27 protein-coding genes are annotated in these 25,618 nt (G+C 61.3%); 15 read left to right on the top strand and 12 right to left on the bottom strand.

Annotated features, from left to right (window positions below; translation table 11 throughout):
• The first annotated feature begins 1 nt into the window (after position 1).
• On the top strand, positions 2-1,303 hold the full coding sequence (locus ABFB52_RS01430; RefSeq protein ID WP_102688244.1) for a cytochrome c: 1,302 nt from the start codon (positions 2-4) through the stop codon (positions 1,301-1,303).
• A gap of 53 nt (positions 1,304-1,356) precedes the next feature.
• On the opposite strand, the gene ABFB52_RS01425 is transcribed toward ABFB52_RS01430, so the two are convergent.
• The gene (locus ABFB52_RS01425; protein WP_007953977.1) at positions 1,357-1,659 is read right to left on the bottom strand and encodes a hypothetical protein; all 303 of its coding nucleotides are present in this window, start codon (positions 1,657-1,659) and stop codon (positions 1,357-1,359) included.
• Positions 1,660-1,892: 233 nt separating this feature from the next.
• On the opposite strand from ABFB52_RS01425, the gene ABFB52_RS01420 reads away from it, so the two are divergent.
• From ABFB52_RS01420 to ABFB52_RS01410, 3 genes are all read left to right on the top strand, one after another.
• Positions 1,893-2,951 carry a PA0069 family radical SAM protein gene (locus ABFB52_RS01420; protein ID WP_129973323.1) on the top strand — a complete coding sequence of 353 codons (1,059 nt, stop codon included), beginning with the start codon at positions 1,893-1,895 and terminating at the stop codon, positions 2,949-2,951.
• Positions 2,952-3,189: 238 nt separating this feature from the next.
• Positions 3,190-3,921: a carbonic anhydrase gene (locus tag ABFB52_RS01415; protein ID WP_039764830.1), complete on the top strand. Its 732-nt coding sequence runs from the start codon at positions 3,190-3,192 to the stop codon at positions 3,919-3,921.
• Between the two features lie 90 nt (positions 3,922-4,011).
• Positions 4,012-5,538, top strand: a complete 1,527-nt coding sequence (locus ABFB52_RS01410) for a SulP family inorganic anion transporter (protein ID WP_102688243.1) — start codon at positions 4,012-4,014, stop codon at positions 5,536-5,538.
• 51 nt (positions 5,539-5,589) lie between these two features.
• Here ABFB52_RS01410 and ABFB52_RS01405 read toward each other — a convergent pair whose 3' ends face one another.
• Positions 5,590-6,222, bottom strand: coding sequence for a hypothetical protein (locus ABFB52_RS01405; protein WP_129973324.1), 633 nt, complete (start codon positions 6,220-6,222; stop codon positions 5,590-5,592).
• Positions 6,223-6,591: 369 nt separating this feature from the next.
• On the opposite strand from ABFB52_RS01405, the gene coxB reads away from it, so the two are divergent.
• The 4 genes from coxB (at position 6,592) to ABFB52_RS01385 (ending at position 10,886) form a co-directional block, all read left to right on the top strand.
• Positions 6,592-7,719: a cytochrome c oxidase subunit II gene (gene coxB, locus ABFB52_RS01400; protein WP_064592505.1), complete on the top strand. Its 1,128-nt coding sequence runs from the start codon at positions 6,592-6,594 to the stop codon at positions 7,717-7,719.
• A gap of 82 nt (positions 7,720-7,801) precedes the next feature.
• Entirely contained in the window at positions 7,802-9,394 is a 1,593-nt protein-coding gene (gene ctaD / locus ABFB52_RS01395) for a cytochrome c oxidase subunit I (protein WP_007953983.1), read from the top strand.
• Between the two features lie 27 nt (positions 9,395-9,421).
• Positions 9,422-9,973: a cytochrome c oxidase assembly protein gene (locus ABFB52_RS01390; protein ID WP_085606414.1), complete on the top strand. Its 552-nt coding sequence runs from the start codon at positions 9,422-9,424 to the stop codon at positions 9,971-9,973.
• A 25-nt stretch (positions 9,974-9,998) separates the two neighbouring features.
• A complete protein-coding gene (locus ABFB52_RS01385; protein ID WP_011331798.1) occupies positions 9,999-10,886 on the top strand; it encodes a cytochrome c oxidase subunit 3 in 888 nt (295 codons plus the stop codon).
• A gap of 97 nt (positions 10,887-10,983) precedes the next feature.
• Here the strand turns inward: ABFB52_RS01385 and ABFB52_RS01380 are convergent, their stop codons facing one another.
• Entirely contained in the window at positions 10,984-11,187 is a 204-nt protein-coding gene (locus tag ABFB52_RS01380) for a twin transmembrane helix small protein (protein ID WP_085748051.1), read from the bottom strand.
• Between the two features lie 72 nt (positions 11,188-11,259).
• Between ABFB52_RS01380 and ABFB52_RS01375 the strand changes: the two genes are divergently transcribed.
• From ABFB52_RS01375 to ABFB52_RS01355, 5 genes are read left to right on the top strand one after another with little or no spacing between them, the layout of a single operon-like run.
• Positions 11,260-12,000 (top strand): SURF1 family protein, encoded by a 741-nt coding sequence (locus ABFB52_RS01375; RefSeq protein ID WP_102688241.1) that lies wholly within the window; start codon positions 11,260-11,262, stop codon positions 11,998-12,000.
• Entirely contained in the window at positions 11,966-12,559 is a 594-nt protein-coding gene (locus ABFB52_RS01370) for a hypothetical protein (protein ID WP_007953988.1), read from the top strand. The genes ABFB52_RS01375 and ABFB52_RS01370 overlap by 35 nt, the downstream gene beginning before the upstream one ends.
• 10 nt (positions 12,560-12,569) lie before the next feature.
• Positions 12,570-13,649, top strand: coding sequence for a COX15/CtaA family protein (locus ABFB52_RS01365; RefSeq protein WP_085748048.1), 1,080 nt, complete (start codon positions 12,570-12,572; stop codon positions 13,647-13,649).
• Positions 13,637-14,536: a heme o synthase gene (gene cyoE / locus ABFB52_RS01360; RefSeq protein ID WP_007953992.1), complete on the top strand. Its 900-nt coding sequence runs from the start codon at positions 13,637-13,639 to the stop codon at positions 14,534-14,536. The genes ABFB52_RS01365 and cyoE overlap by 13 nt, the downstream gene beginning before the upstream one ends.
• Entirely contained in the window at positions 14,533-15,168 is a 636-nt protein-coding gene (locus tag ABFB52_RS01355) for an SCO family protein (RefSeq protein ID WP_007953994.1), read from the top strand. Before cyoE ends, ABFB52_RS01355 begins: the two co-directional genes overlap by 4 nt.
• 295 nt (positions 15,169-15,463) lie before the next feature.
• On the opposite strand, the gene ABFB52_RS01350 is transcribed toward ABFB52_RS01355, so the two are convergent.
• The 3 genes from ABFB52_RS01350 to ABFB52_RS01340 form a co-directional block, all read right to left on the bottom strand.
• The gene (locus tag ABFB52_RS01350; protein ID WP_085647188.1) at positions 15,464-16,237 is read right to left on the bottom strand and encodes a MetQ/NlpA family ABC transporter substrate-binding protein; all 774 of its coding nucleotides are present in this window, start codon (positions 16,235-16,237) and stop codon (positions 15,464-15,466) included.
• 74 nt (positions 16,238-16,311) lie between these two features.
• The gene (locus ABFB52_RS01345) at positions 16,312-16,986 is read right to left on the bottom strand and encodes a methionine ABC transporter permease (RefSeq protein ID WP_007953997.1); all 675 of its coding nucleotides are present in this window, start codon (positions 16,984-16,986) and stop codon (positions 16,312-16,314) included.
• Positions 16,986-17,993, bottom strand: coding sequence for a methionine ABC transporter ATP-binding protein (locus tag ABFB52_RS01340; RefSeq protein WP_007953999.1), 1,008 nt, complete (start codon positions 17,991-17,993; stop codon positions 16,986-16,988). Before ABFB52_RS01340 ends, ABFB52_RS01345 begins: the two co-directional genes overlap by 1 nt.
• 260 nt (positions 17,994-18,253) lie before the next feature.
• Between ABFB52_RS01340 and katE the strand changes: the two genes are divergently transcribed.
• Complete coding sequence (gene katE, locus ABFB52_RS01335; protein WP_129973325.1) at positions 18,254-20,395, top strand: catalase HPII; 2,142 nt, start codon at positions 18,254-18,256, stop codon at positions 20,393-20,395.
• Between the two features lie 39 nt (positions 20,396-20,434).
• On the opposite strand, the gene ABFB52_RS01330 is transcribed toward katE, so the two are convergent.
• The 4 genes from ABFB52_RS01330 to zur are packed head-to-tail and all read right to left on the bottom strand — an operon-like array spanning position 20,435 to position 23,234.
• Complete coding sequence (locus tag ABFB52_RS01330) at positions 20,435-21,148, bottom strand: PA5502 family lipoprotein (RefSeq protein WP_129973326.1); 714 nt, start codon at positions 21,146-21,148, stop codon at positions 20,435-20,437.
• A gap of 37 nt (positions 21,149-21,185) precedes the next feature.
• Positions 21,186-21,974, bottom strand: a complete 789-nt coding sequence (znuB, locus tag ABFB52_RS01325; protein WP_007954005.1) for a zinc ABC transporter permease subunit ZnuB — start codon at positions 21,972-21,974, stop codon at positions 21,186-21,188.
• Positions 21,967-22,752 (bottom strand): zinc ABC transporter ATP-binding protein ZnuC, encoded by a 786-nt coding sequence (gene znuC, locus ABFB52_RS01320; protein WP_129973327.1) that lies wholly within the window; start codon positions 22,750-22,752, stop codon positions 21,967-21,969. Before znuC ends, znuB begins: the two co-directional genes overlap by 8 nt.
• A complete protein-coding gene (zur, locus tag ABFB52_RS01315) occupies positions 22,752-23,234 on the bottom strand; it encodes a zinc uptake transcriptional repressor Zur (protein ID WP_011331783.1) in 483 nt (160 codons plus the stop codon). The genes znuC and zur overlap by 1 nt, the downstream gene beginning before the upstream one ends.
• Positions 23,235-23,300: 66 nt before the next feature.
• On the opposite strand from zur, the gene ABFB52_RS01310 reads away from it, so the two are divergent.
• On the top strand, positions 23,301-24,221 hold the full coding sequence (locus tag ABFB52_RS01310) for a zinc ABC transporter substrate-binding protein (protein WP_102688238.1): 921 nt from the start codon (positions 23,301-23,303) through the stop codon (positions 24,219-24,221).
• Between the two features lie 40 nt (positions 24,222-24,261).
• Here ABFB52_RS01310 and ABFB52_RS01305 read toward each other — a convergent pair whose 3' ends face one another.
• Positions 24,262-25,215: a homoserine kinase gene (locus tag ABFB52_RS01305; protein WP_085748044.1), complete on the bottom strand. Its 954-nt coding sequence runs from the start codon at positions 25,213-25,215 to the stop codon at positions 24,262-24,264.
• Between the two features lie 61 nt (positions 25,216-25,276).
• The gene (locus tag ABFB52_RS01300; protein WP_007954026.1) at positions 25,277-25,573 is read right to left on the bottom strand and encodes a DUF2782 domain-containing protein; all 297 of its coding nucleotides are present in this window, start codon (positions 25,571-25,573) and stop codon (positions 25,277-25,279) included.
• Positions 25,574-25,618 lie beyond the last annotated feature (45 nt).

The raw sequence follows: 25,618 nt of genomic DNA, 5'->3' as shown, positions 1-25,618 counted from the left end.
CATGAAGACTCTCGTTATCGCGACCCTCGCGCTGCTCGGCAGCACGGCCGTTCATGGCGCCGAAGTTGATCAATCCTTGATCAAACAAGGCGAATACCTCGCCCGTGCCGGCGACTGCGTGGCCTGCCACACGGCCAAGGATGGCAAGCCGTTCGCCGGTGGCCTGCCGATGGAAACCCCGATCGGCACGATCTACTCGACCAACATCACCCCGGATAAAACCGGCGTCGGTGACTACAGTTTCGAGGATTTCGACCAGGCCGTGCGCCATGGCGTGGCCAAAAACGGCAGTACCTTGTACCCGGCGATGCCGTACCCGTCCTACGCCCGTGTCAGCGAAACCGACATGCAGGCGCTTTACGCCTACTTCATGCACGGCGTGGAACCGGTGGCGCAAGAGAACAAGGCCAGCGACATCCCTTGGCCACTGAGCATGCGCTGGCCACTGATGGGTTGGCGCTGGCTGTTCGCGCCGAAGGTCGAGGATTACAAAGCCGCGTCGGACGATGCCGTCGTCAGCCGTGGGGCGTATCTGGTGGAGGGCCTCGGACATTGCGGCGCCTGCCATACGCCACGGGCCCTGACCATGCAGGAAAAATCCCTGAGCGCGGCCGAAGGCAGCAGTTTTCTGTCAGGCAGTGCGCCGCTGGAAGGCTGGATCGCCAAGAGCCTGCGCGGCGACCACAAGGACGGTCTCGGCAGCTGGAGCGAAGAACAACTGGTGCAATTCCTCAAGACCGGTCGCAGCGACCGCAGCGCGGTGTTCGGCGGCATGAGCGACGTGGTCACCCACAGCATGCAGTACATGACCGACGCCGACCTGACCGCGATTGCCCGCTACCTGAAATCGCTGCCAGCCAATGATCCTGCCGACCAGCCGCACCAGTACGACGAGAAAGCTGCCAAGGCCTTGTGGAACGGTGATGACAGTCAGCGTGGCGCGTCTGTGTACATCGACAACTGCGCGGCGTGCCACCGCACGGACGGCCACGGCTACACCCGGGTGTTCCCGGCGCTGGCAGGCAATCCGGTGCTGCAATCGGACGACCCGACCTCGCTTATCCACATTGTGCTCAAGGGCGGCACCTTGCCTGCGACGCACGCAGCGCCATCGACCTTCACCATGCCGGGTTTCGCCTGGCGTCTGTCGGATCAGGAAGTGGCGGATGTCGTGAGCTTTATTCGTGGAAGTTGGGGTAACAAGGGCTCCACCGTCACCGCAAAAGATGTTGCCAAGTTACGTACCGACGATATGACTACAACATCAGCCGGTGATCTTGGACAAGTAACAAACCACAACTAAACGCAGTAACCCCTGCATGATTAATCATGCAGGGGTTATTTATTTAATGGCTGTTACGGATTGGTAATACTGGCATAGGCTTTGGCCAGAGCAACCAGTTTGGCTCGATCCTGCTCACCGATTTCACCGTCACGATCCACATCGTGCTCCAGACGGCCGATGCTGAAGGTATGGCCGCCATCCCGGGAGGTCGCGGTAACAAAGATCGGGTCAACCAGCATTTCGGTCTGCACGCCAGCCTCCGCATCCCAGCCCAGTTCCTTGCGCGCCAGTTGCATGGAAACCAGTGTATTGGGCTCCGATGGGCCGGGCTGCATCAGTTGCAGAAAAATACCGCGCGAATTAAAAAACGACATCATCAAATCCTTTTGTCTTTTATATAGTCAAGTGGTGTGAAGCGAAGTGGATACTACGAACTTGAACAGTAAACGAACAGCCAACTTATGTTTCTTCAATTTGCACAACTACAACTTTAGCTCTAGACAAACTTGCAACTAACCGCTCGATTTATTGATCGACGGCTGAACGGTAGTGGATCATCCGCCACCTTGCGGATACTGTATGCATGTACAGACCAAGGACACCCGTGATGACCAGCCCCTTGCCCCCGCGCGGTCGCGGCACCGCGACCAACCCGCACAACCGCTTCGCGCCGAGTCGTTCGGTGGCCGAGGATGACGGCTGGTTTCAGGAAGTGCCTTTGACCCAGGGCACCGAAGTCAGCTTCGAAACCGCGAAGACCATCATCACCCGCAACACCTCGCCGGACCTGCCCTTCGACCGCTCGATCAATCCCTATCGCGGCTGCGAGCACGGCTGCATTTATTGCTATGCACGACCCAGCCACGCCTATTGGGACATGTCGCCGGGGCTGGATTTCGAAACCAAACTGATCGCCAAAACCAACGCCGCCCAGGTGCTGGAAGAACAGCTGGGGAAAAAAGGCTATCAATGCGCGCCGATCAACCTCGGCTCCAATACCGATCCCTATCAGCCGATCGAACGCGAACGCCGGATCACACGCCAGACCCTCGAAGTGCTGCTGCGCTACCGGCATCCGGTGACCATCGTCACCAAGGGCTCGCTGATCCTGCGCGACCTCGACCTGCTCACCGAACTGGCGCAACAACGGCTGGTGGCGGTGATGATCAGCCTGACCACCCTGGACGACGAACTTAAACGCATTCTCGAGCCCCGCGCCGCCGCGCCCAAGGCCCGGTTGCGGGCAATCCGGGTCATGCGCGAGGCGGGGATTCCGGTCGGTGTGCTGTGTTCGCCGATGATTCCGATGATCAACGACAGCGAAATCGAAAGCCTGCTGACCGAAGCCCACGCCGCCGGTGCCCAGAGCGCGGCCTACATGATGCTGCGCCTGCCGCTGGAGGTGGCGCCGCTGTTCGAGGAATGGCTTGAGGCACACTACCCGCAACGTGCGGCGCATGTGCTAAGCCTGATCCGCCAGAGCCGTGGCGGCGAGCTTTACGACAGCCGTTTCGGTGCCCGGATGCGCGGCGAGGGTCCGTTCGCCGATCTGCTCGCCCAGCGCTTCGCCAAAGCGATCAAGCGCCTGGGGCTCAATCACCGCGAAGGCTTCAACCTCGACTGCACAGCCTTCTGTCCGCCGGGTCGCCAGATGGCGCTGATTTAGGGTCAATTGGCCTATGGTTGAGAGGAAGGAATGCTTGGCCCGGTTTACGCCGGTCACGTTTTTTGTGACCTGGAACACACGTTCTAGAGCGCTTGATTCAGTTTGAGTTAAGTTTCGGCGGTTACCTTGTTCATCGAGTGACTGATGGGTCGGGATGACCCGGATGTTCTAAACAGCCACTGGCTTCACACCGGAATACACGGGAACGACTCCCCGAATCCGCCAATGAGGATGAATCATGAGTGACAAGGATAAACAGCCGTTGGCTGCGTCGGCGCAAGCCGCCCCTGTGGCGGAATCCGCCGATGCAGCGTTGAATCGTATCGTTGACGGCTTTTTGCATTTTCATCATGAGGTCTTTCCGCAGCAGGAAGAACTCTTCAAGAAACTCGCCACGGCCCAGTCGCCACGGGCCATGTTCATCACCTGCGCCGATTCGCGCATCGTGCCCGAACTGATCACCCAGAGTTCGCCCGGCGATCTGTTCGTGACGCGGAACGTCGGCAACGTGGTGCCACCCTACGGCCAGATGAACGGCGGCGTTTCCACCGCCATCGAATATGCGGTTCTGGCACTTGGCGTGCAGCACATCATCATCTGCGGCCACTCCGACTGCGGCGCCATGCGCGCGGTGCTCAACCCGGACAGCCTGGAAAAGATGCCGACGGTCAAAGCCTGGCTGCGCCACGCCGAAGTCGCGAAAACCATGGTGCATGACAACTGCAACTGCGCCGACGAAAAAGAAAGCATGCCGATCCTCACCGAGGAAAACGTCATCGCCCAACTGCAGCACTTGCGTACCCATCCTTCGGTAGCCTCGCGCATGGCGAACGGTCATCTGTTCATCCATGGCTGGGTCTACAACATCGAAACCAGCGAAATCAAAGCTTACGACGCGGATCAGGGATGCTTCCTGCCGCTCGACGGCAGCCATCCGATCCCGGTGGCGACGCCCAAAGCGCGCTTCTAAATCCTCCTAAAAATCTGTGTGGTTTGACGCCGGCCGCTGTTTCAGCGGCCAGGCCTTGCCACGCCTGAAGAAAACTTCGGGAGTATCGCCATGCGTGCGGCTCAATTGAAAGCTGTGTTGCCACGGGAGCTGCTCGCTTCAGTGGTTGTGTTTCTGGTCGCGTTGCCGCTGTGCATGGGCATTGCCATTGCGTCAGGGCTGCCGCCGGCCAAAGGCCTGATCACCGGGATCATCGGCGGTCTGGTGGTGGGCTGGCTGGCGGGGTCGCCGTTGCAGGTCAGCGGGCCGGCGGCGGGTCTGGCGGTGCTGGTGTTCGAGCTGGTGCGCCAGCACGGCATCGAAATGCTCGGGCCGATCCTGCTGCTCGCCGGTTTTCTGCAACTGGTGGCCGGACGGCTGAAGCTCGGTTGCTGGTTTCGGGTCACGGCGCCAGCGGTGGTGTACGGCATGCTCGCGGGGATTGGCGTGCTGATTGTGCTGTCGCAAGTGCATGTGATGCTCGATGCGTCACCGAAACCCTCCGGCCTCGACAACCTCACGGCATTCCCCGGCGCAGTGGCGCAGGCCTTGCCGTCCTTAGGCTGGCAGGCCGGGTTGCTCGGGCTGTCGACCATAGCCGTGATGTGGTTGTGGGAGAAATTCCGCCCGCATTCGCTGCGCTTTATTCCGGGCGCGCTGCTCGGGGTCGGGCTGGCGACAGGCGCCAGCCTGCTGTTGGCGTTGCAAGTGAAACGGGTTGAAGTGCCAGAGAATCTCGCCGAAGCCATCGACTGGCTGAAACCGGCGGATCTGCTCAGTCTCGCCGATCCAACGCTGCTGATCGCCGCATTCGCCGTCGCCTTCATCGCCAGCGCCGAAACCCTGCTGTCCGCCGCTGCGGTGGATCGCATGCACAGCGGCCCGCGTTCGGATTTCGACCGGGAGCTGTCCGCGCAAGGCGTCGGCAACATGCTTTGCGGTCTGGTCGGCGCGCTGCCGATGACGGGGGTGATCGTGCGCAGTTCGGCCAACGTCCAGGCCGGCGCCACCACACGCTACTCGACGATTTTCCATGGCCTGTGGCTGCTGGCGTTCGTGCTGTTGCTGTCGAGCGTGTTGCAGAGCATTCCGGTGGCGAGTCTGGCGGGCGTTCTGGTCTACACCGGCTTCAAACTGGTGGACCTCAAGGCATTCCGTGGTCTGGCCCGATATGGCCGGATGCCAATGTTCACCTACGCCGCCACAGCACTGGCGATCATCTTCACCGACCTGTTGACCGGCGTGCTGATCGGTTTCGGTCTGACCCTGGTGAAACTGGCGTTCAAGGCCTCACGCCTGAAAATCAGCCTGATCGATCTGCCGCAGGACGGGGAAATGGAGTTGCGCCTGGTGGGCGCCGCGACGTTCCTCAAGGTGCCGGCGCTGACTCAGGTACTGGGCAGCATTCCGCCGGGCACCACGGTGCATGTGCCGCTCAATAACCTGAGCTACATCGACCATTCGTGTCTGGAACTGCTCGAAGAGTGGGGCCGGGCGAATGCGGCCAAGGGGGCGAAGCTGTTGATCGAGTCGCGCGGGTTGAAACGGCGGCTCGAAGGGCGGATCCGCACCACCACCGGGATCGGAGCGGCGGGCTGAAAACATTTGGGGGAACAGAGCAATCTGTTCCCCCAATCGTTTGCGCCGGGATCAAGCCGCAGGCTGATCCAGCTCCAGGCCCACGCCCAGACGGCGGCTCATGCACGGCCAGCGTTTCCACGCCGCACCGGTGTCCGGGCTGCTGAGTTTCTCGCGGTAGGCTTCCACCGACTCCAGCGCAAAGCTGTCGTCGTCGAGCATGCTGTCCACCGCGTGATGCACCACTTCGTCGAGTTGGTTGGCAAATTCCTCACCGATCAACTGGTGAGCAATCAGATTGGCGACCGTCATGTCCAAGGGGATCAGTGGCTGGCCGAAATGCTTGATGTACAGGTCGTTGACCTCTTCGACAAAACGGTGCGCCAGATAGGCTTCGTCCAGCAGACTGTCCAGGCCCACGGGTGGCTGGAGGAAGTACTGCTCGGCGATTTTCAGCACCGGTTTGATCTGCGATTCGATTCCCGCTTCCCTGGCGACTTCATTGGCTGCATCCAGCAGGTCTGGCACTTCGTCGATGTAGGCGGCGACAAAACGCGTCAGCACGCCGTTGGCGTCGGTTTCCGGCAACTGGATGGCCGGGTGCAGGTGTTGCAGTTGGGCTTCCAGCTGACGGGTCAGCTTTCCGGTTTCAATCTCGTGTTGTCGGGCTATGTGGATCTGCTCGCGCAATGCGGCGGTGTTCATGAAAACTCCAGGAAACAAGGCAATGAAATAGGGAAGACATAACTTAGCTGGCTTACGAAAAATGCTAAGACGCATTTGTCATAATTATTTCATCCTTGATGCAACGGCGTTATATCGGTTTGCCACCACTCGTCTGCATCCTTCTCCATTCGTGCCCTGGAACGCAAGCGTCAGCTGTTTCATTCGATTTACGTCCGCACATTGCATTTCTCGGTGGCTGTCTATACTCGCCATTGAATGGAGTTAGCTGATGACGCCCGACTGCCCACGCAGCAAGGCCCGGCGATTCAAGTTCGTAGTCTGATGCAGCCGCTCCCTTGCCTCTGGTGAAAGCCGGCGGGATAACAAGAACTATAAGGGGAACCCGCAATGATGCGACATCCACACGTCTGGATGGGCCTCCTGTTGTGGTCGATTTTCAGCCCGGTGCAAGCTGCCTGGACTGTGAATATGGCGCCTGGAGCGACTGAAATCAGTCACGCAGTATTCGACCTGCACATGACCATTTTCTGGATCTGTGTGGTGATCGGGATCATCGTCTTCGGCGCCATGTTCTGGTCGATGATGGTGCACCGCCGTTCTACCGGGCAGGTCGCCGCAAAATTCCACGAAAGCACCACCGTCGAAATTCTCTGGACCGTCGTCCCGCTGCTGATCCTGGTGGCGATGGCCGTTCCGGCGACCGCGACCCTGATCAAGATGTACGACACCAGTGAGCCGGATATCGATATCCAGATCACCGGTTATCAGTGGAAGTGGCACTACAAATACCTGGGCCAGGACGTCGAGTTCTTCAGCAACCTGGCCACGCCCGCCGAACAGATTCACAACAAGGAAGCCAAGGGCGAGCATTACCTGCTCGAGGTCGACAAGCCGCTGGTGCTGCCGACAGGGGCCAAGGTGCGCTTCCTCGTGACCTCCGCCGACGTGATCCACTCCTGGTGGGTGCCGGCCTTCGCGGTCAAGCGCGATGCGATCCCCGGGTTCGTCAACGAAGCCTGGACCCGCATCGACAAGCCCGGCCTCTACCGTGGTCAGTGCGCCGAGCTGTGCGGCAAGGACCACGGCTTCATGCCGATCGTGGTCGACGTCAAGGAGAAGGCCGACTACGAAAAATGGCTCGCCGAGCGCAAGGCTGAAGCATTGCAGCTCAAGGAGCTGACCAGCAAGGAATGGACCCTCGACGAACTCAAGGAACGTGGCGACAAGATCTACCACACCACCTGCGTCGCCTGTCACCAGGCTGAAGGCCAGGGCCTGCCGCCGATGTTCCCGGCCCTCAAGGGCTCGAAAATCGCCACCGGCCCGAAAGAAGGCCACTTGAGCATTGTCTTCCACGGCAAGCCCGGCACCGCCATGGCGGCGTTCGGCAAGCAGCTGTCGGAAGTCGATATCGCAGCGGTCGTGACCTACGAACGTAACGCCTGGGGCAACAACAAGGGCGACATGGTCACGCCAAAAGAAGTGCTGGAGCTGAAACAGGCGGAAAGCAAATGAGCCGGTCTATTGCGTACTTCGTGAACCGGTCGGGGCAATGCGCTCCGACCTGCCCAGTCCACTCACTTGAAGGAGACCGGCCATGAGCGCTGTCATCGATGACCACGGTCATGCCGACCACGACCACGCCCACGGCCCCGCCAAAGGCCTGATGCGCTGGGTACTGACCACCAACCACAAGGACATCGGCACGCTGTACCTGTGGTTTGCGTTCTGCATGTTCCTGCTCGGCGGCTCGTTCGCCATGGTGATCCGCGCCGAGCTGTTCCAGCCCGGCCTGCAGATCGTGGAGCCTGCGTTCTTCAACCAGATGACCACCATGCATGGTCTGGTGATGGTGTTCGGTGCGGTGATGCCGGCGTTCGTCGGCCTCGCCAACTGGATGATCCCGTTGATGGTCGGCGCACCGGACATGGCCCTGCCGCGGATGAACAACTTCAGCTTCTGGCTGCTGCCGGCGGCGTTCCTGCTGCTGGTCTCGACCCTGTTCACCCCCGGTGGCGGGCCGAACTTCGGCTGGACGTTCTACGCACCGCTGTCCACCACCTATGCCCCGGAAAGCGTGACGTTCTTCATCTTCGCCATCCACCTGATGGGGATCAGTTCGATCATGGGCGCGATCAACGTGATCGCCACCATCCTCAACCTGCGCGCCCCCGGCATGACCCTGATGAAAATGCCGCTGTTCGTCTGGACCTGGCTGATCACCGCGTTCCTGCTGATCGCGGTGATGCCGGTGCTGGCCGGGTGCGTGACGATGATGCTGATGGACATCCACTTCGGCACCAGCTTCTTCAGTGCCGCCGGTGGCGGTGACCCGGTGCTGTTCCAGCATGTGTTCTGGTTCTTCGGCCACCCCGAGGTGTACATCATGATCCTGCCGGCCTTCGGTGCCGTCAGCCAGATCATCCCGACCTTCTCGCGCAAGCCGCTGTTCGGCTACACCTCGATGGTCTACGCCACGGCGAGCATCGCGTTCCTGTCGTTCATCGTCTGGGCGCACCACATGTTCGTGGTGGGCATCCCGCTGGTGGGCGAGTTGTTCTTCATGTACGCGACGATGCTGATCGCGGTGCCGACCGGGGTGAAGGTATTCAACTGGGCCAGCACCATGTGGCAAGGCTCAATGACCTTCGAGACGCCGATGCTGTTTGCCGTGGCGTTCGTGATCCTGTTCTCGATCGGCGGTTTCTCCGGACTGATGCTGGCCATCGCCCCGGCGGACTTCCAGTACCAGGACACCTACTTCGTGGTGGCGCACTTCCACTACGTGCTGGTGCCGGGGGCGATCTTCGGGATCTTCGCGTCGGCCTATTACTGGCTGCCGAAATGGACCGGCCACATGTACGACGAAACCCTGGGCAAGCTGCACTTCTGGCTGTCCTTCGTCGGCATGAACCTGACGTTCTTCCCGATGCACTTCGTGGGACTGGCGGGCATGCCCCGGCGGATTCCGGACTACAACCTGCAGTTCGCCGACTTCAACATGGTCTCGTCGATCGGCGCGTTCATGTTCGGCGCCACGCAGATCTTCTTCCTGTTCATCGTGATCAAGACCATCCGTGGCGGCGAGCCGGCTCCGGCCAAACCGTGGGATGGCGCCGAAGGTCTGGAATGGAGCGTGCCGTCACCGGCGCCGTATCACACCTTCACCACGCCGCCGGAAGTGAAATGAACCCTGTAGCCGTTGAGGGCCGCCACCATGGCTGACTCGATTTCGATGAAGAAGCTGGTCACCCGACTGCTCGGCGTGGTGGTGGCGATGTTCGTCTTCGGCTTTGCCCTGGTGCCGATCTACGACGTGATGTGCAAGGCGTTCGGTATCAACGGCAAGACCGCCGGGCAGTACGAGGGCGAGCAGACCGTCGATGCTACGCGGCAGGTCCGGGTGCAATTTCTGTCGACCAACACCGCCGACATGCCATGGGATTTCTATCCCAAGCATGACGAGCTGACGGCCAACCCCGGCGCGGTGAACGAGATGATCTTCATCGCCCGCAACCCCACCGACAAACCGATGAGCGCTCAAGCCGTACCGAGCATCGCGCCGAGCAATGCGGCGGCGTATTTCCACAAGACCGAATGCTTTTGTTTTACCCAGCAGGTGCTGCAGCCCGGTCAGCAGATCGAGATGCCGGTGCGTTTCATCGTTGACCGCGACATGCCCAAGGACGTGAAGCACCTGACGCTGTCCTACACGCTGTTCGATATCACCGCCCGACATCCTCCGGTGGCTGCAAACACTGGCGGTTAAGCGTGCCCGATAAGGAGAACAATAAATGGCAACTCATGAGCACTATTACGTCCCGGCCCAGAGCAAGTGGCCGATCGTCGCCACGGTGGGGATGTTCGTCACCGTGTACGGTTTGGCGACCTGGTTCAACGATCTGAAGGCAGCGCGTCCGGAATCCCACGGCCCGCTGATCTTTTTCGTCGGCGGCCTGTTGCTGGCGTACATGCTGTTCGGCTGGTTCGGCACAGTGATCAAGGAAAGCCGCGCGGGGTTGTACAGCCCGCAGCTGGACCGCTCGTTCCGCTGGGGCATGAGCTGGTTCATCTTCTCCGAGGTGATGTTCTTCATCGCCTTCTTCGGCGCGCTGTTCTACGTGCGACACATCTCCGGCCCGGCGCTGGGCGGCGAAGGCACCAAAGGCATCGCCCACATGCTCTGGCCGAATTTCCAGTTCACCTGGCCGCTGTTGCACACGCCGGATCCGAAACTGTTCCCGCCGCCCAAGGAAGTCATCAGCCCCTGGGGCCTGCCGCTGATCAACACCATCCTGCTGGTGAGTTCCAGCGTGACCATCACCATCGCCCACCACGCGCTGAAGAAAGGTCATCGCGGCGCGCTGAAACTGTGGCTGGCGATCACCGTGCTGCTGGGTTGCGCGTTCCTCGGCTTCCAGGCCGAAGAATACATCCACGCCTACCACGAACTGGGGCTGACCCTCGGCTCGGGCATCTACGGCGCGACGTTCTTCATGCTCACCGGTTTCCACGGCGCCCACGTGACCATCGGCACGATCATTCTGTTCGTGATGCTGATGCGCATCATGAAGGGCCACTTCGACAACGAACATCAGTTCGGTTTTGAAGCGGCGAGCTGGTATTGGCACTTCGTCGATGTGGTTTGGATCGGCTTGTTCATCTTCGTTTATGTGCTTTAACAGCAGCTGCGAGCCGCGAGCTGCGAGCTTCAAGTCAAAACGGTAAGGCTTGTAGCTTGTAGCTTGTAGCTTGGCGCTTGGCGCTTGGCGCTTGCAGCTACCACGGCACGTGGGACACCAGTTGGCCGCTGTAGAAACCCCAGGCAATCAAGCCGACGGTGCAAGCGGCCAACGCCACCCGAACACTCAAGGCGATCACCAGCCGATTCGAGCTGCTGTCGTCCTTGACCAGGAAAAACAGGCCGCTGAAAAGGCTGACCACCGTGGCAATCAGCATCAGGACGATGGCTGCTTTGAGCATGGGAAGAACTCCGGGGGAACAAGCGATGCAGTTGAGTATAGCGATCGCGTTCACTGATTTTCTGGCGCGACCATGAAGCGCTTCCGGCCGGGTGTGGTGCCGACACTGGTGGTCGGCCTGCTGCTGCCGTTGCTGATTTCGCTGGGCTTCTGGCAACTGGGCCGGGGCGCGGAGAAAACCGCCCTGCTCGCCAGCTACGCCGAACGCCGCACCGCCGAACCGATGGCCAGCACCGAGTTGCTGCACAGCGCCGATCCGGCCTTTCGCCGGGTGCATCTGCACGGCCAGTTCGACGCCGCCCACAGCCTGTTGCTGGACAACCGTCAGCGCAACGGCAAAGTCGGCGTCGAATTGCTGCAACCGTTTCAGGATCAACGCAGCGGCCAGTGGCTGCTGGTCAATCGCGGCTGGCTGCCGTGGCCGGATCGGCGCACGGCCCCGCAATTCAACACACCGACCGACGCCGTGAATGTCGATGCCTGGGTGTACGTCGCCCCCGGCGCCACCTTCCAGCTGCATGCCGATCCGGTCAGCAGCCGCTGGCCGCAAACCGTCACCGCCGTCGAACCCGCGAAATTGTGGAAAACCCTCGAACGCGACGGCTTCGCCTACGAATTACGCGCCGAACCCGGCCCCGCCAGCTATCAGGCCGACTGGCCGGTGGTCGCGATGGGCCCGGAAAAACACCTCGGTTACGCCGTGCAGTGGTTCGCCATGGCCACCGCCCTGTTCGGTCTCTACCTCTATCTCGGCTGGCACAACGCAAAGGAGAAACACCATGGGAGCGGCCATGAATCCACCCAGCATGTCTGAAGCAAAAGCCCCGGCCAGTCGCCGTCGCGGACGTATCCAGCTGCTGCTGATCGTGCTCGGCGTGGTCGGGCCGATGATCCTCGCCACCGGCATGTACAAGTTGCAGTTCTGGGTGCCGGAAGGTCGCAGCTACCACGGCGAACTGATCGGCAACGGCCAGACCCGCGCCGACCTCGGCATCCAGGCTGACGAAACGCGCTGGCAGATGCTGGTCACCGCACCGAAGGACTGCGCGGTGGACTGCCAGCAGCTGGTGTACCTGGCGCGGCAGATCCAGATCGGCCTGGGCCGCGAAGCCGGGCGCGCCAGCCACGCCCTGGCCGCCGCGCAACCACTGGGCGCCGACTACGAAGCCAAGCTGACCCGCGAATACCCGCAGCTGCAACGCTACCCGCTGGACGCAGCCACCTTCAGCAAGGCCACGGGCGACAAGGCCACGCCGCAACTGTGGATCATCGATCCCCACGGCAACCTCGTGCTGCGCTACGACCCGAGCGTCAAGGGCAAGGATCTGCTCAACGACCTGCGCCACCTGCTGAAACTGTCGAACATCGGATAAGGGCATCGTCATGGCCAAACCTGGATTTCGCCTCGCGCTGTTTGCCACCCTGCTGGCACTGATCGTCGTGCTGCTCGGCGCCTACACCCGCCTGACCCACGCCGGCCTCGGCTGTCCGGACTGGCCGGGCTGCTACGGGTTCATCAGCGTGCCGAAAAGCGAAGCCCAACTGGCCCATGCCGAACTGCATTACCCCGACTCGCCGGTGGAGGCGCATAAAGGCTGGAACGAGATGATCCACCGCTACTTCGCCGGCACCCTCGGCATGCTGATCTCGGTACTGGCCGGGCGCGCGTGGGTCAATCGTCGTCATCCCGGGCAACCGCTGAAACTGCCGCTGTTTCTGCTGGCGGTGGTGTTCGCCCAGGCGGCGTTCGGCATGTGGACGGTGACACTCAAGCTCTGGCCGCAAGTGGTGACCGGGCATTTGCTCGGTGGCTTCGCGACCTTGAGCCTGCTGTTTCTGCTGACCTTGCGACTGTCCGGCGTGCTGCCGGCGCTGACCGTGCCCAAGCGCCTGCAATATTGGGCCACTGCTGGATTGCTGCTGGTGATCGGCCAGATCGCACTGGGTGGCTGGGTCAGCTCCAACTATGCGGCGGTGGCCTGCATCGACTTCCCGACCTGCCACGGCCAATGGCTGCCGCCGGCAGATTTCGCCAACGGCTTTCATCTGACCCAACACATCGGCCCCAACTACCTCGGCGGGCAACTCGACAGCGATGCTCGCACGGCGATTCACCTGACCCACCGCATCGGCGCGTTGCTGGTGACGCTCGTCCTGCTCGGTCTGGCCTGGCAACTGAAAGTGGTGGGCATGACCCGACTGGCCGGACTGGTGCTGATCGCCCTCGCGGCGCAGATCACCCTCGGCATCAGCAACGTGCTGTTCCATCTGCCGCTGCCGGTGGCCGTGGCGCATAACGCCGGCGGTGCGGCGCTGCTGCTGACGATGGTGCTGGTCAACTACCACGCGCGGACCAGTCTGGTTCGGGTCAAGCAGCCGATGATCGCGCGCTGGCGCCTGAGCCCGCGCAAACACTCGGCGGCGCCCATCACTATTAAAGGAGAGACGCCATGGCGATTCTGATCGGCGAACGTCCGGCGCAGGCGCTGTGGCGTGATTATCTGGAGCTGACCAAACCGAAAGTCGTGGTGCTGATGCTGATCACCTCGCTGGTCGGCATGTTCCTCGCAACCCGCGCCGGGGTGCCGTGGACGGTGCTGGTGTTCGGCAACCTCGGGATCGCGCTGTGTGCCGGTGGCGCGGCGGCGGTCAATCATGTGGTGGACCGACGCATCGATGCGGTCATGGCCCGCACCCATAAAAGGCCGCTGGCCGAGGGCCGGGTTTCGCCCACAGGCGCACTGACCTTTGCGCTGGTGCTGGCGCTGCTCGGCCAGGCCTTGCTGCTGACTTTCACCAATCCGCTGACCGCCTGGCTGACCCTGGCCTCGCTGCTCGGCTACGCGGTGATCTACACAGGTTTTCTCAAACGTGCGACGCCGCAGAACATCGTCATCGGCGGCCTCGCCGGCGCCGCTCCGCCACTGCTCGGCTGGACCGCGGCCACCGGCCACGTCAGTGCCGAACCGCTGCTGCTGGTGCTGATCATCTTCGCCTGGACCCCGCCGCACTTCTGGGCGCTGGCCATCCATCGCAAAGAGGAATACGCCAAGGCCGACATTCCGATGCTGCCGGTCACCCATGGCGAGCACTACACCAAGGTGCACATTCTGCTGTACACCTTCGCCCTGCTGGCGGTCAGCCTGTTGCCGTACGTGATCCACATGAGCGGCCTGCTGTACCTGATCTGCGCGCTCGGTCTGGGCGCCAGGTTTCTGCAATGGGCCGTGGTGCTGTACCGTGGCACTCGACCGCACGCGGCGATCAACACCTTCAAGTACTCTATCTGGTACTTGTTTCTGCTGTTCATTGCCCTGCTCGTAGACCACTACTTACTGTTGAACCTATGACTCGAACCCAGAAAACCGTCTTCATCCTCGTCGCCGTGATCGCGCTGATCCTCGGCCTGACCGTCAACAAAGTGCTGAGCGGCAAGGGCCAGGGCGACCCGACCGCACTGATCGACGCCGGCATCATCCTGCTGCCGCAGAGCCGTAACCTGCCGGACGTGACGATGACCAATCAGGACGGCCAACCGGTCACGGTCAACGAGCTCAAGGGCAAGTGGAGCCTGCTGTTCTTCGGCTACACCTTCTGCCCGGACATCTGCCCGACCACCCTCGCCCAGTTGCGCCAGATCAAGAGCGAACTGCCGAAGGACGCTGTGGATAAATTGCAGATCGTGCTGGTCAGCGTCGACCCGAACCGCGACAACCCCGCGCAGTTGAAGCAGTACCTGGGTTACTTCGATCCACAGTTCATCGGCCTCACGCCGAAGTCGATCGACGAGCTGCAGAAGGTGGCGAACGCAGTAAGCATTCCGTTCATTCCAGCGGACACCAGCAAGCCGAACTACACGGTGGATCACAGTGGGAACCTGGCGGTGATCGGGCCTGATGGTACGCAGCGCGGGTTTATTCGGGCGCCGCTGAACAACGCCAAGCTGGTGGCGCAGTTGCCGGTGATGTTGAACCGCAAGTAAGAAGATCAAAAGCTAGCCCTCACCCTAACCCTCCCGAAACGTCGGACCGCCCGGAGGGAGAGGGGACTGAATGGGGAATATTGGCGAGCTACACCAAATTGAACGTACTGCTTCGAATTCATAATCGCCAAGATCTTTCAGGTCGATGCAGGACGCAGGACACCTCGGTCGGCCCCCTCTCCCTTCGGGAGAGGGCTGGGGTGAGGGACGAATACACAGTGGGTCCAAAGCTGAACATCCGGCCACAAAAAAGGGGACGCCACTGGCGTCCCCTTTTTCGTTGCAACTATGTGAATCAGAACGCCGGCAGCACCGCGCCTTTGTACTTCTCGGTGATGAATTTCTTCACTTCCGGGCTGTGCAGCGCAGCGGCCAGTTTCTTCATCGCGTCGCTGTCCTTGTTGTCCGCGCGGGACACCAGGATGTTCACGTAAGGCGAGTCGCTGCCTTCGATGACCAGCGCGTCCTTGGATGGATCGAGCTTGGCTTCCAGCGCGTAGTTGGTGTTGATCAGCGCCAGGTCGACCTGGGTCAGCACGCGCGGGATGGTCGCGGCTTCCAGTTCACGGATCTTCAGGTCTTTCGGGTTCTGGGCGATGTCCTTGACGGTCGACAGGATGTTGGTCGGATCCTTCAGGGTGATCACGCCGGCCTTGGCCAGCAGCAACAGCGCACGACCGCCGTTGGTGGCGTCGTTCGGGATCACCACGTTGGCGCCGCTTGGCAGCTCTTCGATTTTCTTGAACTTGCTGGAGTAGGCGCCCAGCGGTTCCAGGTGCACGCCGGTCACGGACACCAGGCTGGTGCCCTTGGCCTTGTTGAACTCATCGAGGTACGGCTGGTGCTGGAAGAAGTTGGCGTCCAGACGCTTCTCGGCCACCTGGACATTCGGCTGTACGTAGTCGGTGAACACCTTGACCTTCAGATCCACGCCTTCTTTGGCCAGAGCCGGCTTCACGAATTCGAGGATTTCCGCGTGCGGTACCGGAGTGGCAGCAACGGTCAGGGTTTCGTCGGCGTGGGCCGAGAACGCTGCAACGGCAGCCAGGGCAACGATCAGTTTTTTCATTCAGCTAACTCCTTTTTACGGCGCCGGTCTGGCGCCTGCCAGCGAATGGCCGGCTCATGTCATTTCAAAACCGGTTATTTGCGCGAGAAGTGCACGACCAGTCGGTCGCCGACCATTTGCAGCACTTGCACCAGAATCAGCAGCAACACCACGGTGACGATCATCACGTCGGTCTGGAACCGCTGATAGCCGAAACGGATCGCCAGGTCACCCAGGCCACCGGCACCGACCACACCGGCCATCGCCGTGTAGGAAACCAGTGTAATCGCCGTCACCGTAATTGCTGCGAAGATGCCCGGACGGGCCTCCGGCAGCAGGGCGTTCATGATGATCTGGCGAGTGGTCGCACCCATCGACTGGGTCGCTTCGATGATGCCGCGATCGACTTCACGCAGGGCGGTTTCCACCAGCCGCGCAAAGAACGGTGTCGCGCCCACTACCAGCGGCGGAATCGCACCGGCCACGCCCAGCGAGGTGCCGGTGATCAGCACGGTGAACGGGATCATCACGATCAACAGAATGATGAACGGCAGCGAACGCAGGATGTTCACCACCAGCGACAGCAAGGCGTACACGCCTTTGGCTTCGAGCAACTGGCGTGGGCTGCACAGGAACAACAGCACGCCCAGCGGCAGGCCGAGCAGCACGGTGAACAGCAGCGAACCGCCGAGCATCATCATGGTGTCGCCGGTTGCGAGCCAGATTTCGTACCAGTCGATATTGGTGAAGAAACTCATCAGGTCTTCCATTAGCGCAACACCTCCATATGAACGTCAGCGGCGGTGAAGCGGGCGAACGCCGCTTCCATGTCGCCACCGGTGACGGCGAGGGTCAATTGCCCGTAAGGAATGTCTTTGATGCGGTCGATGCGACCGGCCAGGATGCTGTAGTCCACACCGGTTTCCCGGGCGACGGTACCGAGCAACGGCGCGTAGGTCGCTTCGCCCTGGAAGGTCAGACGCACGATGCGGCCCGGCACGTGAGCAAAGTCATCGCGCTGCTCGCTTTCGTCGATCTGCTCGCTTTCCTGAACAAAGCGCTTGGTGGTCGGGTGCTTCGGATGCAGGAACACATCGGCCACCGAACCTTGCTCGACGATCACACCGGCGTCCATCACGCCAACCTGATCGCAAACGCGGCGGATAACATCCATCTCGTGGGTGATCAGGACGATGGTCAGTTTCAGCTCGCGGTTGATCTCGGCCAGCAGCTGCAGGACCGACGCCGTGGTCTGCGGGTCGAGGGCGCTGGTGGCTTCGTCGCACAGCAGGATCTTCGGCTTGGTCGCCAGGGCGCGGGCGATGCCGACGCGCTGCTTCTGACCGCCGGACAGCTGCGCCGGGTACTTTTTGGCGTGATCGGACAGACCGACCCGCGCCAGCAACTCGGCCACACGCTGGTCGATCTCGGCGCGGGACAGTTCACCGGCCAGGGTCAGTGGCAGCGCGACGTTGTCGGCCACGGTCTTGGATGCCAGCAGGTTGAAGTGCTGGAAGATCATCCCGACCTGCTGACGGAAACGGCGCAGGCCGTTGGCGTCCAGCGCGGTGACTTCTTCGCCGTCGACGATGATCTTGCCGCCACTGGATTGCTCCAGGCGATTGATCAGACGCAGCAGGGTACTTTTTCCCGCGCCGGAATGGCCAATCAGGCCGAACACCTGACCGTTCTCGATGGAGAAGCTGGTCGGGTGCAGCGCGGTGATGTCCTTACCGGCGACGCGGTAAGTCTTATGGACGTTTTGAAACTCGATCACGTAGCGAACCTTGTGGGGCGCGTTGGAAAAGGATCAGCGGTTAGCCGGGCGCGCATTTTAGCCTGTCCGTATAGAGGTTCTTAGCATTTATTTCGCAAATAACCTTCGATTTGGCAATAACAGGATCAAAGGTCATAAAAAAGGAACGCCCGAAACCCTCGTCAGTCACTACTTAAGCGACTTGAAAACCCTGGGTGCCGTGCCTGGGAAACACTCAAGCGTTCCGGGGCAATCCCGGGACAAACAGGAGTTCATGACTGATGAGTACCAAGAAACCTGCCAATGACAAAAGCCAACTGGCCGGCACCGATACCCCGGATCGCGCCAACACCAACGCCAAACTCGACAGCCTGGAAAAATTTCGCTCCGACGCTACCGGTCAGGCCCTGCGCACCAACCAGGGCGTGAAAATTGCTGATAATCAGAACACCCTCAAGGTCGGAGCTCGCGGGCCGTCGCTTTTGGAAGACTTCATCATGCGTGAAAAGATCACGCACTTTGACCATGAACGGATTCCCGAGCGCATCGTCCACGCCCGCGGCACTGGCGCCCATGGTTTCTTTCAGAGCTACGAGAACCATTCGACGCTGACCAAGGCCGGTTTCCTGCAGGATCCGGGGAAGAAAACCCCGGTGTTCGTGCGTTTTTCCACAGTGCAGGGGCCGCGTGGTTCCGGCGACACCGTGCGTGACGTGCGTGGTTTTGCCGTAAAGTTCTTCACCGACGAAGGCAACTTCGATCTGGTTGGCAACAACATGCCGGTATTTTTCATACAGGACGCGATCAAGTTTCCCGACTTCGTTCACGCGGTAAAACCCGAGCCGCACAATGAAATCCCCACCGGCGGCTCGGCACACGACACCTTCTGGGACTTCGTGTCGCTGGTGCCGGAGTCGGCGCACATGGTTATCTGGGCCATGTCCGACCGGGCCATCCCGAAAAGCCTGCGCAGCATGCAGGGCTTCGGCGTGCACACCTTCCGGCTGATCAACGCCGAAGGCAAATCGCGCTTCGTCAAATTCCATTGGCGCCCTACCGCCGGCACCTGTTCGCTGGTGTGGGACGAGGCGCAGAAGCTGGCCGGTAAAGACACCGACTACCACCGGCGCGATCTGTGGGAAGCCATCGAGATGGGTGATTACCCGGAGTGGGAACTCGGTGTACAGATCATCGAGGAGGAAAACGAGCACGACTTCGACTTCGACATCCTCGACCCGACCAAACTGATTCCCGAGGAAATCGTTCCGATTACGCCGCTGGGCAAGATGACCCTCAATCGCAACCCGGACAATTTCTTCGCCGAGACCGAGCAGGTCGCGTTCTGTCCCGGCCATATCGTGCCGGGGATCGACTTCTCCAATGACCCGCTGCTGCAAGGTCGGCTGTTTTCCTACACCGACACGCAGATCAGCCGACTCGGCGGGCCGAACTTTCATGAGTTGCCGATCAATCGCCCGGTCGCACCGTTTCACAACGGCCAGCGCGATGCCCAGCACCGCACGGTGATCGACAAGGGCCGTGCCTCTTACGAACCGAATTCCATCGATGGCGGCTGGCCGAAGGAAACCCCACCGGCGGCGCAGGACGGCGGGTTCGAAAGCTATCCGGAGCGCATCGACGCCAACAAGATCCGTCAGCGCAGCGAGTCGTTCAGCGACCACTTCTCCCAGGCGCGGCTGTTCTTCAACAGCATGAGCCCGCACGAGAAAGAGCACATCATCGCCGCCTACAGTTTCGAACTCGGCAAGGTTGAGCGTGAGTTCATCCGGGCGCGGCAAGTGAACGAGATTCTCGCCAACATCGATCTGGAGCTGGCCAAACGCGTGGCGGCCAACCTGGGTCTTCCAGCGCCAGGCAAAGGCACCGTCGACGTACCGAAAACATCACTGGATCGCTCACCATCGTTGAGTCAGGCCAACCTGTTGCCGGAGAACATCAAGACACGAAAAGTCGCGATCCTTGCGGCCAATGGTGTCGATGGTGCGGCAATTGATGCGATGAAGAAGGCGCTGGCGGCAGAAGGTGCGCACGCCAAACTGCTCGGCCCGACCTCGGCGCCGGTGAAAACCGCCGATGGCAAAAGCCTGGCGGTGGATGCGTCGATGGAAGGTTTGCCTTCGGTGGCGTTCGATGCGGTGTTTGTGCCGGGTGGCGCGGCGTCGGTCAAGGCGTTGAGCGGTGACGGCGTGGCGTTGCATTACCTGCTGGAGGCGTACAAACACCTGAAGGCGATTGCGCTGCATGGCGAGGCCAAACAGTTGCTGGACGTGCTGAAGCTGGAGGCGGATGCGGGGTTGCTAGAAGGCAAGGATGTTGGCGCGCTGACCAAGCCATTCTTTGCTGCGATCGGGCAGCACCGGGTTTGGGATAGGGAAGCCAAGGCCAAGGCGATTCCGGCCTGAAAAAAAACCGCAGCCTGCGAAAAGCAGGCTGCGGTTAATTCAAGGTTTGCGCGGGCTCAGAACCATCTGCGCCGGCACCGTGCGCAGAATCTGTTTTTCGATCTTCAGAACGAAATCCGGATCGAGCTTCTTCACGCGCTTGGTGATCAACGTCGCCAGCCAAGGGTAATCATTGGTGCGCGGGGCCTGAATGCTCACCGCACAGTCGTAATTCACCACATCGGCGGCGATCGCATCCAGTTGGCGGCGAAGTTTGCGGCTATCGGTGATATTCAGCGCAACCGTGGTGCTCTCGGCGGTGGGATCGATCACCTTGGCTTTCGGCTTGGCTTCGGCGGCTTGCAGCGCTGCTTCGGCCTTCTCCAGCTCGGCCTTGCGCGCTTCGGTGATGGCACCGTTGACGCCACCGGTCAGTGCCGGGGCCTTGGGCATCAGCACGCGGGCACGGGCCAGCGCGGTCGCGGCCGCATTCACATCGCCCTTCTGCAGGACGATCTGGCTGCGACGCAGATAGGCTTCGGCCAACTGGCGCTGGTATTGCTCAAGGGATTGATCGTTGGGTGTTTCGGCTTGCAAGGCTGCCAGTTGGTCTTCGGCAGTGGCCAGTTCGCTGCTGGCCAGGCTTTGCTCCAGCTGTGCGATGGCCTTGGCCCGCGCATCGGGGACTTCGGCCACCGGCGGCGTGCTTTGGCAGGCGCCCAGCAGCACTGAAAAGGCCACAAGGAGCAGATAACGGGAGGCGAACGGCTTCATTCCTGCGACTCTCTATTTGCGCAAAAAACGAGCAAGTCTACACCCCTCGACGGGGCAGAACAAAACTCAGCAGAAACAGTGCGGCCGCCGTCACAACGATTGACGGGCCAGCCGGGGTGTCCTTGAACCAGGACAGCGCCAGCCCGCCACACACGGCGAGCATGCCCAGCACGCTCGCGCCCAGTGCCATCTGCTCCGGCGAACGGGCGTGACGTTGTGCCGCAGCCGCCGGGATGATCAACAACGAAGTAATCAGCAACACACCGACGATTTTCATCGCCACGGCGATCACCACTGCGATCAACAGCATCAGCGCCATGCGCAAACCGGCCACCGGCAGGCCTTCGACTTTGGCCAGCTCTTCGTGCACGGTGATCGCCAGCAGCGGCCGCCACAGCGTCACCAGCAACACCAGCACCGCCGCGCTACCGCCGAGGATCCACGCCAGATCGGTCGGGCTGATCGCCAGCAGGTCGCCGAACAGATAGGCCATCAGGTCGATCCGCACTTCATGCATGAAGCTTAGTACCACCAGCCCGAGGGAGAGCGTGCTCGGTGCGAGAATTCCCAAAAGCGTGTCGGACGCCAGCGGCTGGCGCTGTTGCAAAGTCACCAGCAACACCGCCAGCAGCAGGCAGCCGACGGTGACCGCGACAGTCGGGCTGACATCCAGCAGAAAGCCCAGCGCCACGCCGAGCAGAGCGGCGTGGGACAGGGTGTCGCCGAAATAGGCCATGCGCCGCCAGACCACGAACGAGCCAAGCGGCCCCGCGACCACCGCCAGCGCCAGACCTGCAAGCAGGGCGTAGAACAGAAAATCAGCCATGCTTGCAGCTATCTCCGTGAACGTGAGGTTGAGCCGACAGGGGCCCTTTGACCACCGAGCCGTGCAGGTCGTGGGCGTGGTCATGATGGTGGTGATAGATCGCCAGGCTCGGCGCATTGTTGCCGAACAGCTCGACGAAGGCCGGGTCGCCGCTGACCTGCTCGGGATGCCCGGAGCAGCAGACGTGACGGTTGAGGCACACCACCTGATCGGTGGTGCTCATCACCAGATGCAGATCGTGGGACACCATCAACACGCCGCAGCCGTGACGGTCGCGAAGGCGAGTGATCAGGCTGTACAGCTCGGCTTGCCCGGCGACATCGACGCCTTGCACCGGCTCGTCGAGCACCAGCAGTTCCGGCTCGCGAAGCAGCGCCCGGGCCAGCAGCACACGCTGCATTTCACCGCCGGAAACGCTTTGCACCGGGCTGTCGATGACGTGCTCGGCACCGACTTCTTTGAGTGCCGCCAGCGCGCGCGGGCGATCGACGCCCGGCACCAGCCGCAGGAAGCGCAGCACTGACAGCGGCAGGGTCGGATCGACGTGAAGTTTTTGCGGCATGTAACCCACGCGCAGTTTCGGCTTGCGCCAGACGCTGCCGCTGTCGGGTTTCAACAACCCGAGCACGGCGCGCACCAGCGTGGTCTTGCCGGCGCCGTTGGGGCCGATCAGGGTGACGATCTGCCCCGGCTCGACGCTCAGGTGAATGTTGTCCAGCACGTTCTGCCCGGCAAACCGGACCGCCACCTGCTCCAGACGGATCAGCGCATTGCTCATCAAGCCCCCCGGCAACCGGAGCAGAGGCCGACCACTTCGACGGTCTGGGCCTCGACGATGAAGCCGACGTCCTTGGCGCTGTGGACGATGGCGTCGCTGATGGTTTTTTGCTCAAGTTCGATGGCGGCGTGGCATTCACGGCAGATCAGGAACTGGCCCTGGTGCGAATGTTTCGGGTGAACGCAGCCGACGAAGGCGTTGAGCGAGGAGATGCGGTGCACCAGGCCGTTTTCCAGCAGGAAATCCAGCGCCCGGTACACGGTCGGCGGCGCAGCGCGGCGGCCGTCCTGCTCGCTGAGCACCGCCAGAATGTCGTATGCACCCAGCGGCTTGTGGCTCTGCCAGACCAGTTCCAGCACCCGCCGGCGCAGCGCGGTCAGGCGCAGGCCTTTCTGTGCACACAGGGCATCGGCCTCGGACAGCGCGCTGTGAACGCAGTGCGAGTGGTCGTGGGGACGGCTGGCAATCGGTGTAATAGGCATGAGCGGCGACGAGTTTGGTTAGAGACGTTATTATGTTACCCGTTCTCGCCTCATTGAGTGGTCATCGTGTCCCGACTTTTTTCTGTTTTTGTCGTATTCATCACCGGTTTTCTGCTGATCGGTCCGGCTCAGGCCGAGGTCAGAGTCCTCACCAGCATCAAGCCCCTGCAACTGATTGCCGCCGCGGTGCAGGACGGCGTGGCGATTCCGGAAGTGCTGCTGCCACCGGGCGCTTCGCCGCATAACTACGCCTTGCGCCCATCCGATGTACGCAAGGTGCAATCGGTGGACCTGCTGTACTGGATCGGCCCGGACATGGAAGGTTTCCTGCCTCGCGTGCTGAACGGTCGTACGTTGCCGAGCGTCGCGGTACAGGACCTGCCGGGCATGAAACTGCGCCGCTTCGCCGCAGACAGTCATTCCCATGCCGAAGAAGCCGACGAACACGACCACGATCATCGTCCGGGCAGCCTCGATGCGCATCTGTGGCTATCGCCGGTGAACGCGCGAGTTATTGCCGACAAAATGGCCGCTGACCTGAGCGCTGCAGACCCGGCCAATGCCGAGCGCTATCAGAGCAACGCCAAAGCGTTCGACGAGCGTCTGGATGCACTGGATCAGCGCTTGAAGAAACGTCTGGCCGGTATTGAAGGCAAACCCTACTTCGTCTTCCACGAAGCCTTCGACTACTTCGAAGACGCCTACGGCCTGAAACACACCGGTGTGTTCAGCGTCGCGGCGGAAGTGCAGCCGGGCGCCCAGCATGTGGCGGCAATGCGCACGCGTTTGCAGGAAGTCGGCAAGACCTGCGTGTTCAGTGAGCCGCCGCTGCGTCCACGTCTGGCCGAAACCCTGGTGGCTGGCCTGCCGGTGAAACTGGCGGAACTGGATGCGTTGGGCGGATACACGCCAGCGACGGCTCAGGGTTATGAGCAAGTGCTGGAGAAGCTGGGGAATGATCTGGCGGGTTGTCTCGAATCGCTCTGATACAAAAAACCGCAGCCTGCACAGGCTGCGGTTTTTTCTTTTACAGGGCGAAAGGTAGCGGCGTACTGACCGTCTGACGCTGTGCCAGACGCTGCTCGAACTCTTTCGGATCGTGGATCAGCACGTCCTGCCCGGCGAACGATTCCGCCGCGATCAGGCGCGACAGCCAGAACCGCACGCATGCCACGCGCAGCATGGTCGGCCACAACTCGGCCTCGGCCGCCGTGAACGGACGCAGTGCCGCGTAGGCACCCAAGAATGCACGCGCACGCGGGCCGTCGATCAGGCCGTCATCGTCCGAGCACCAGTCGTTCAGGGCAATCGCCACGTCATAAAGCATCGGACCAGAGCAGGCGTTGTAGAAGTCGATCAGCCCGGTCAGATGCGTGCCTTCGAACATCGCGTTGTCGCGGAACAGGTCGGCGTGAATGTTCGCCCGTGGCAGTGCGAGAATTTTCTCTTTCTGTCGGGTGATTTCGTCCAGCGCGGTTTGCAGGAGCGCACGAGGTTCATCGCTCAGGTGCGAGAGAAACTGCGTGCCCTCTTCCAGCATCCAGTCCAGGCCACGATCGGTCTTGCGCTTGATCATGTTGTCGCCCTGGGTCGCCAGGTGCAGGTGCGCCTGCAACTCACCGACCTGCGCACAATGCTGGGCGTTGGCCTGCTTGATGTGCTTGCCGGCCAGACGCGGTTGTAGCAGCGCCGGTTTGCCTTTCAGCTCGCGCAGGGCCACGCCGTCAGTGGTGCGCAGTGCGTAAGGCACCGGCAGATCGGCTTCGTGCAACACGTCGAGCAGGTCGATGAAGAACGGCATTTCCTGCACCGGGCCGCGCTCGACCAAGGTCAGGACGAACTCGCCCTTTTCCATGCTGATGAAGAAGTTGGTGTTTTCGCTGCCGGCGGCGATCCCCTGGAAATCGAGCAGACGGCCGAGCCCGTAGGGGGCGAGAAAGGTTTCCAGCTCGGGCCGAGCCAGGGGGGTAAACACAGACATGGTTAAAAACTGCTCAGTTCTGGCGCCGCCATCAAACGGCGCCGATTAAAAGTCAGGAAACTTACTTCCAGGTAAAGATTTCCCACGCTGGAATCAACATATTCGGCTGGTCGGACCGGATGTAATTCGCGTCCGTACCATCGGCGCGCACCAGGAAATAGGGTTTGCCGACCTTCGGTGTGACCTTGATCGCATACACGAATCCACTCCGGCTGTATTCCTGAATGACCTTGTCGCCTTCCGTGTGCGTGCTAATGGTAACTTCCGGCTCCGACGATGGCGCATCATCCGCCGCGATCGCGGCCAGCGGTGAGACAGCAATCAGACTGACCAGCAGCAAGCGATTTAACGTACGCATGATAACCTTGTCCCTTTGTCGTCAACGGTCCCGCTATTCTAGCGC

The sequence above is a fragment of the Pseudomonas sp. 9.2(2024) genome, from assembly GCF_039695385.1.
Lineage (GTDB): Bacteria > Pseudomonadota > Gammaproteobacteria > Pseudomonadales > Pseudomonadaceae > Aquipseudomonas > Aquipseudomonas paraglycinae.
The sequence above is the reverse complement of the archived record's forward strand: the minus strand, read 5'-3'. Positions and strand labels throughout refer to the sequence as shown.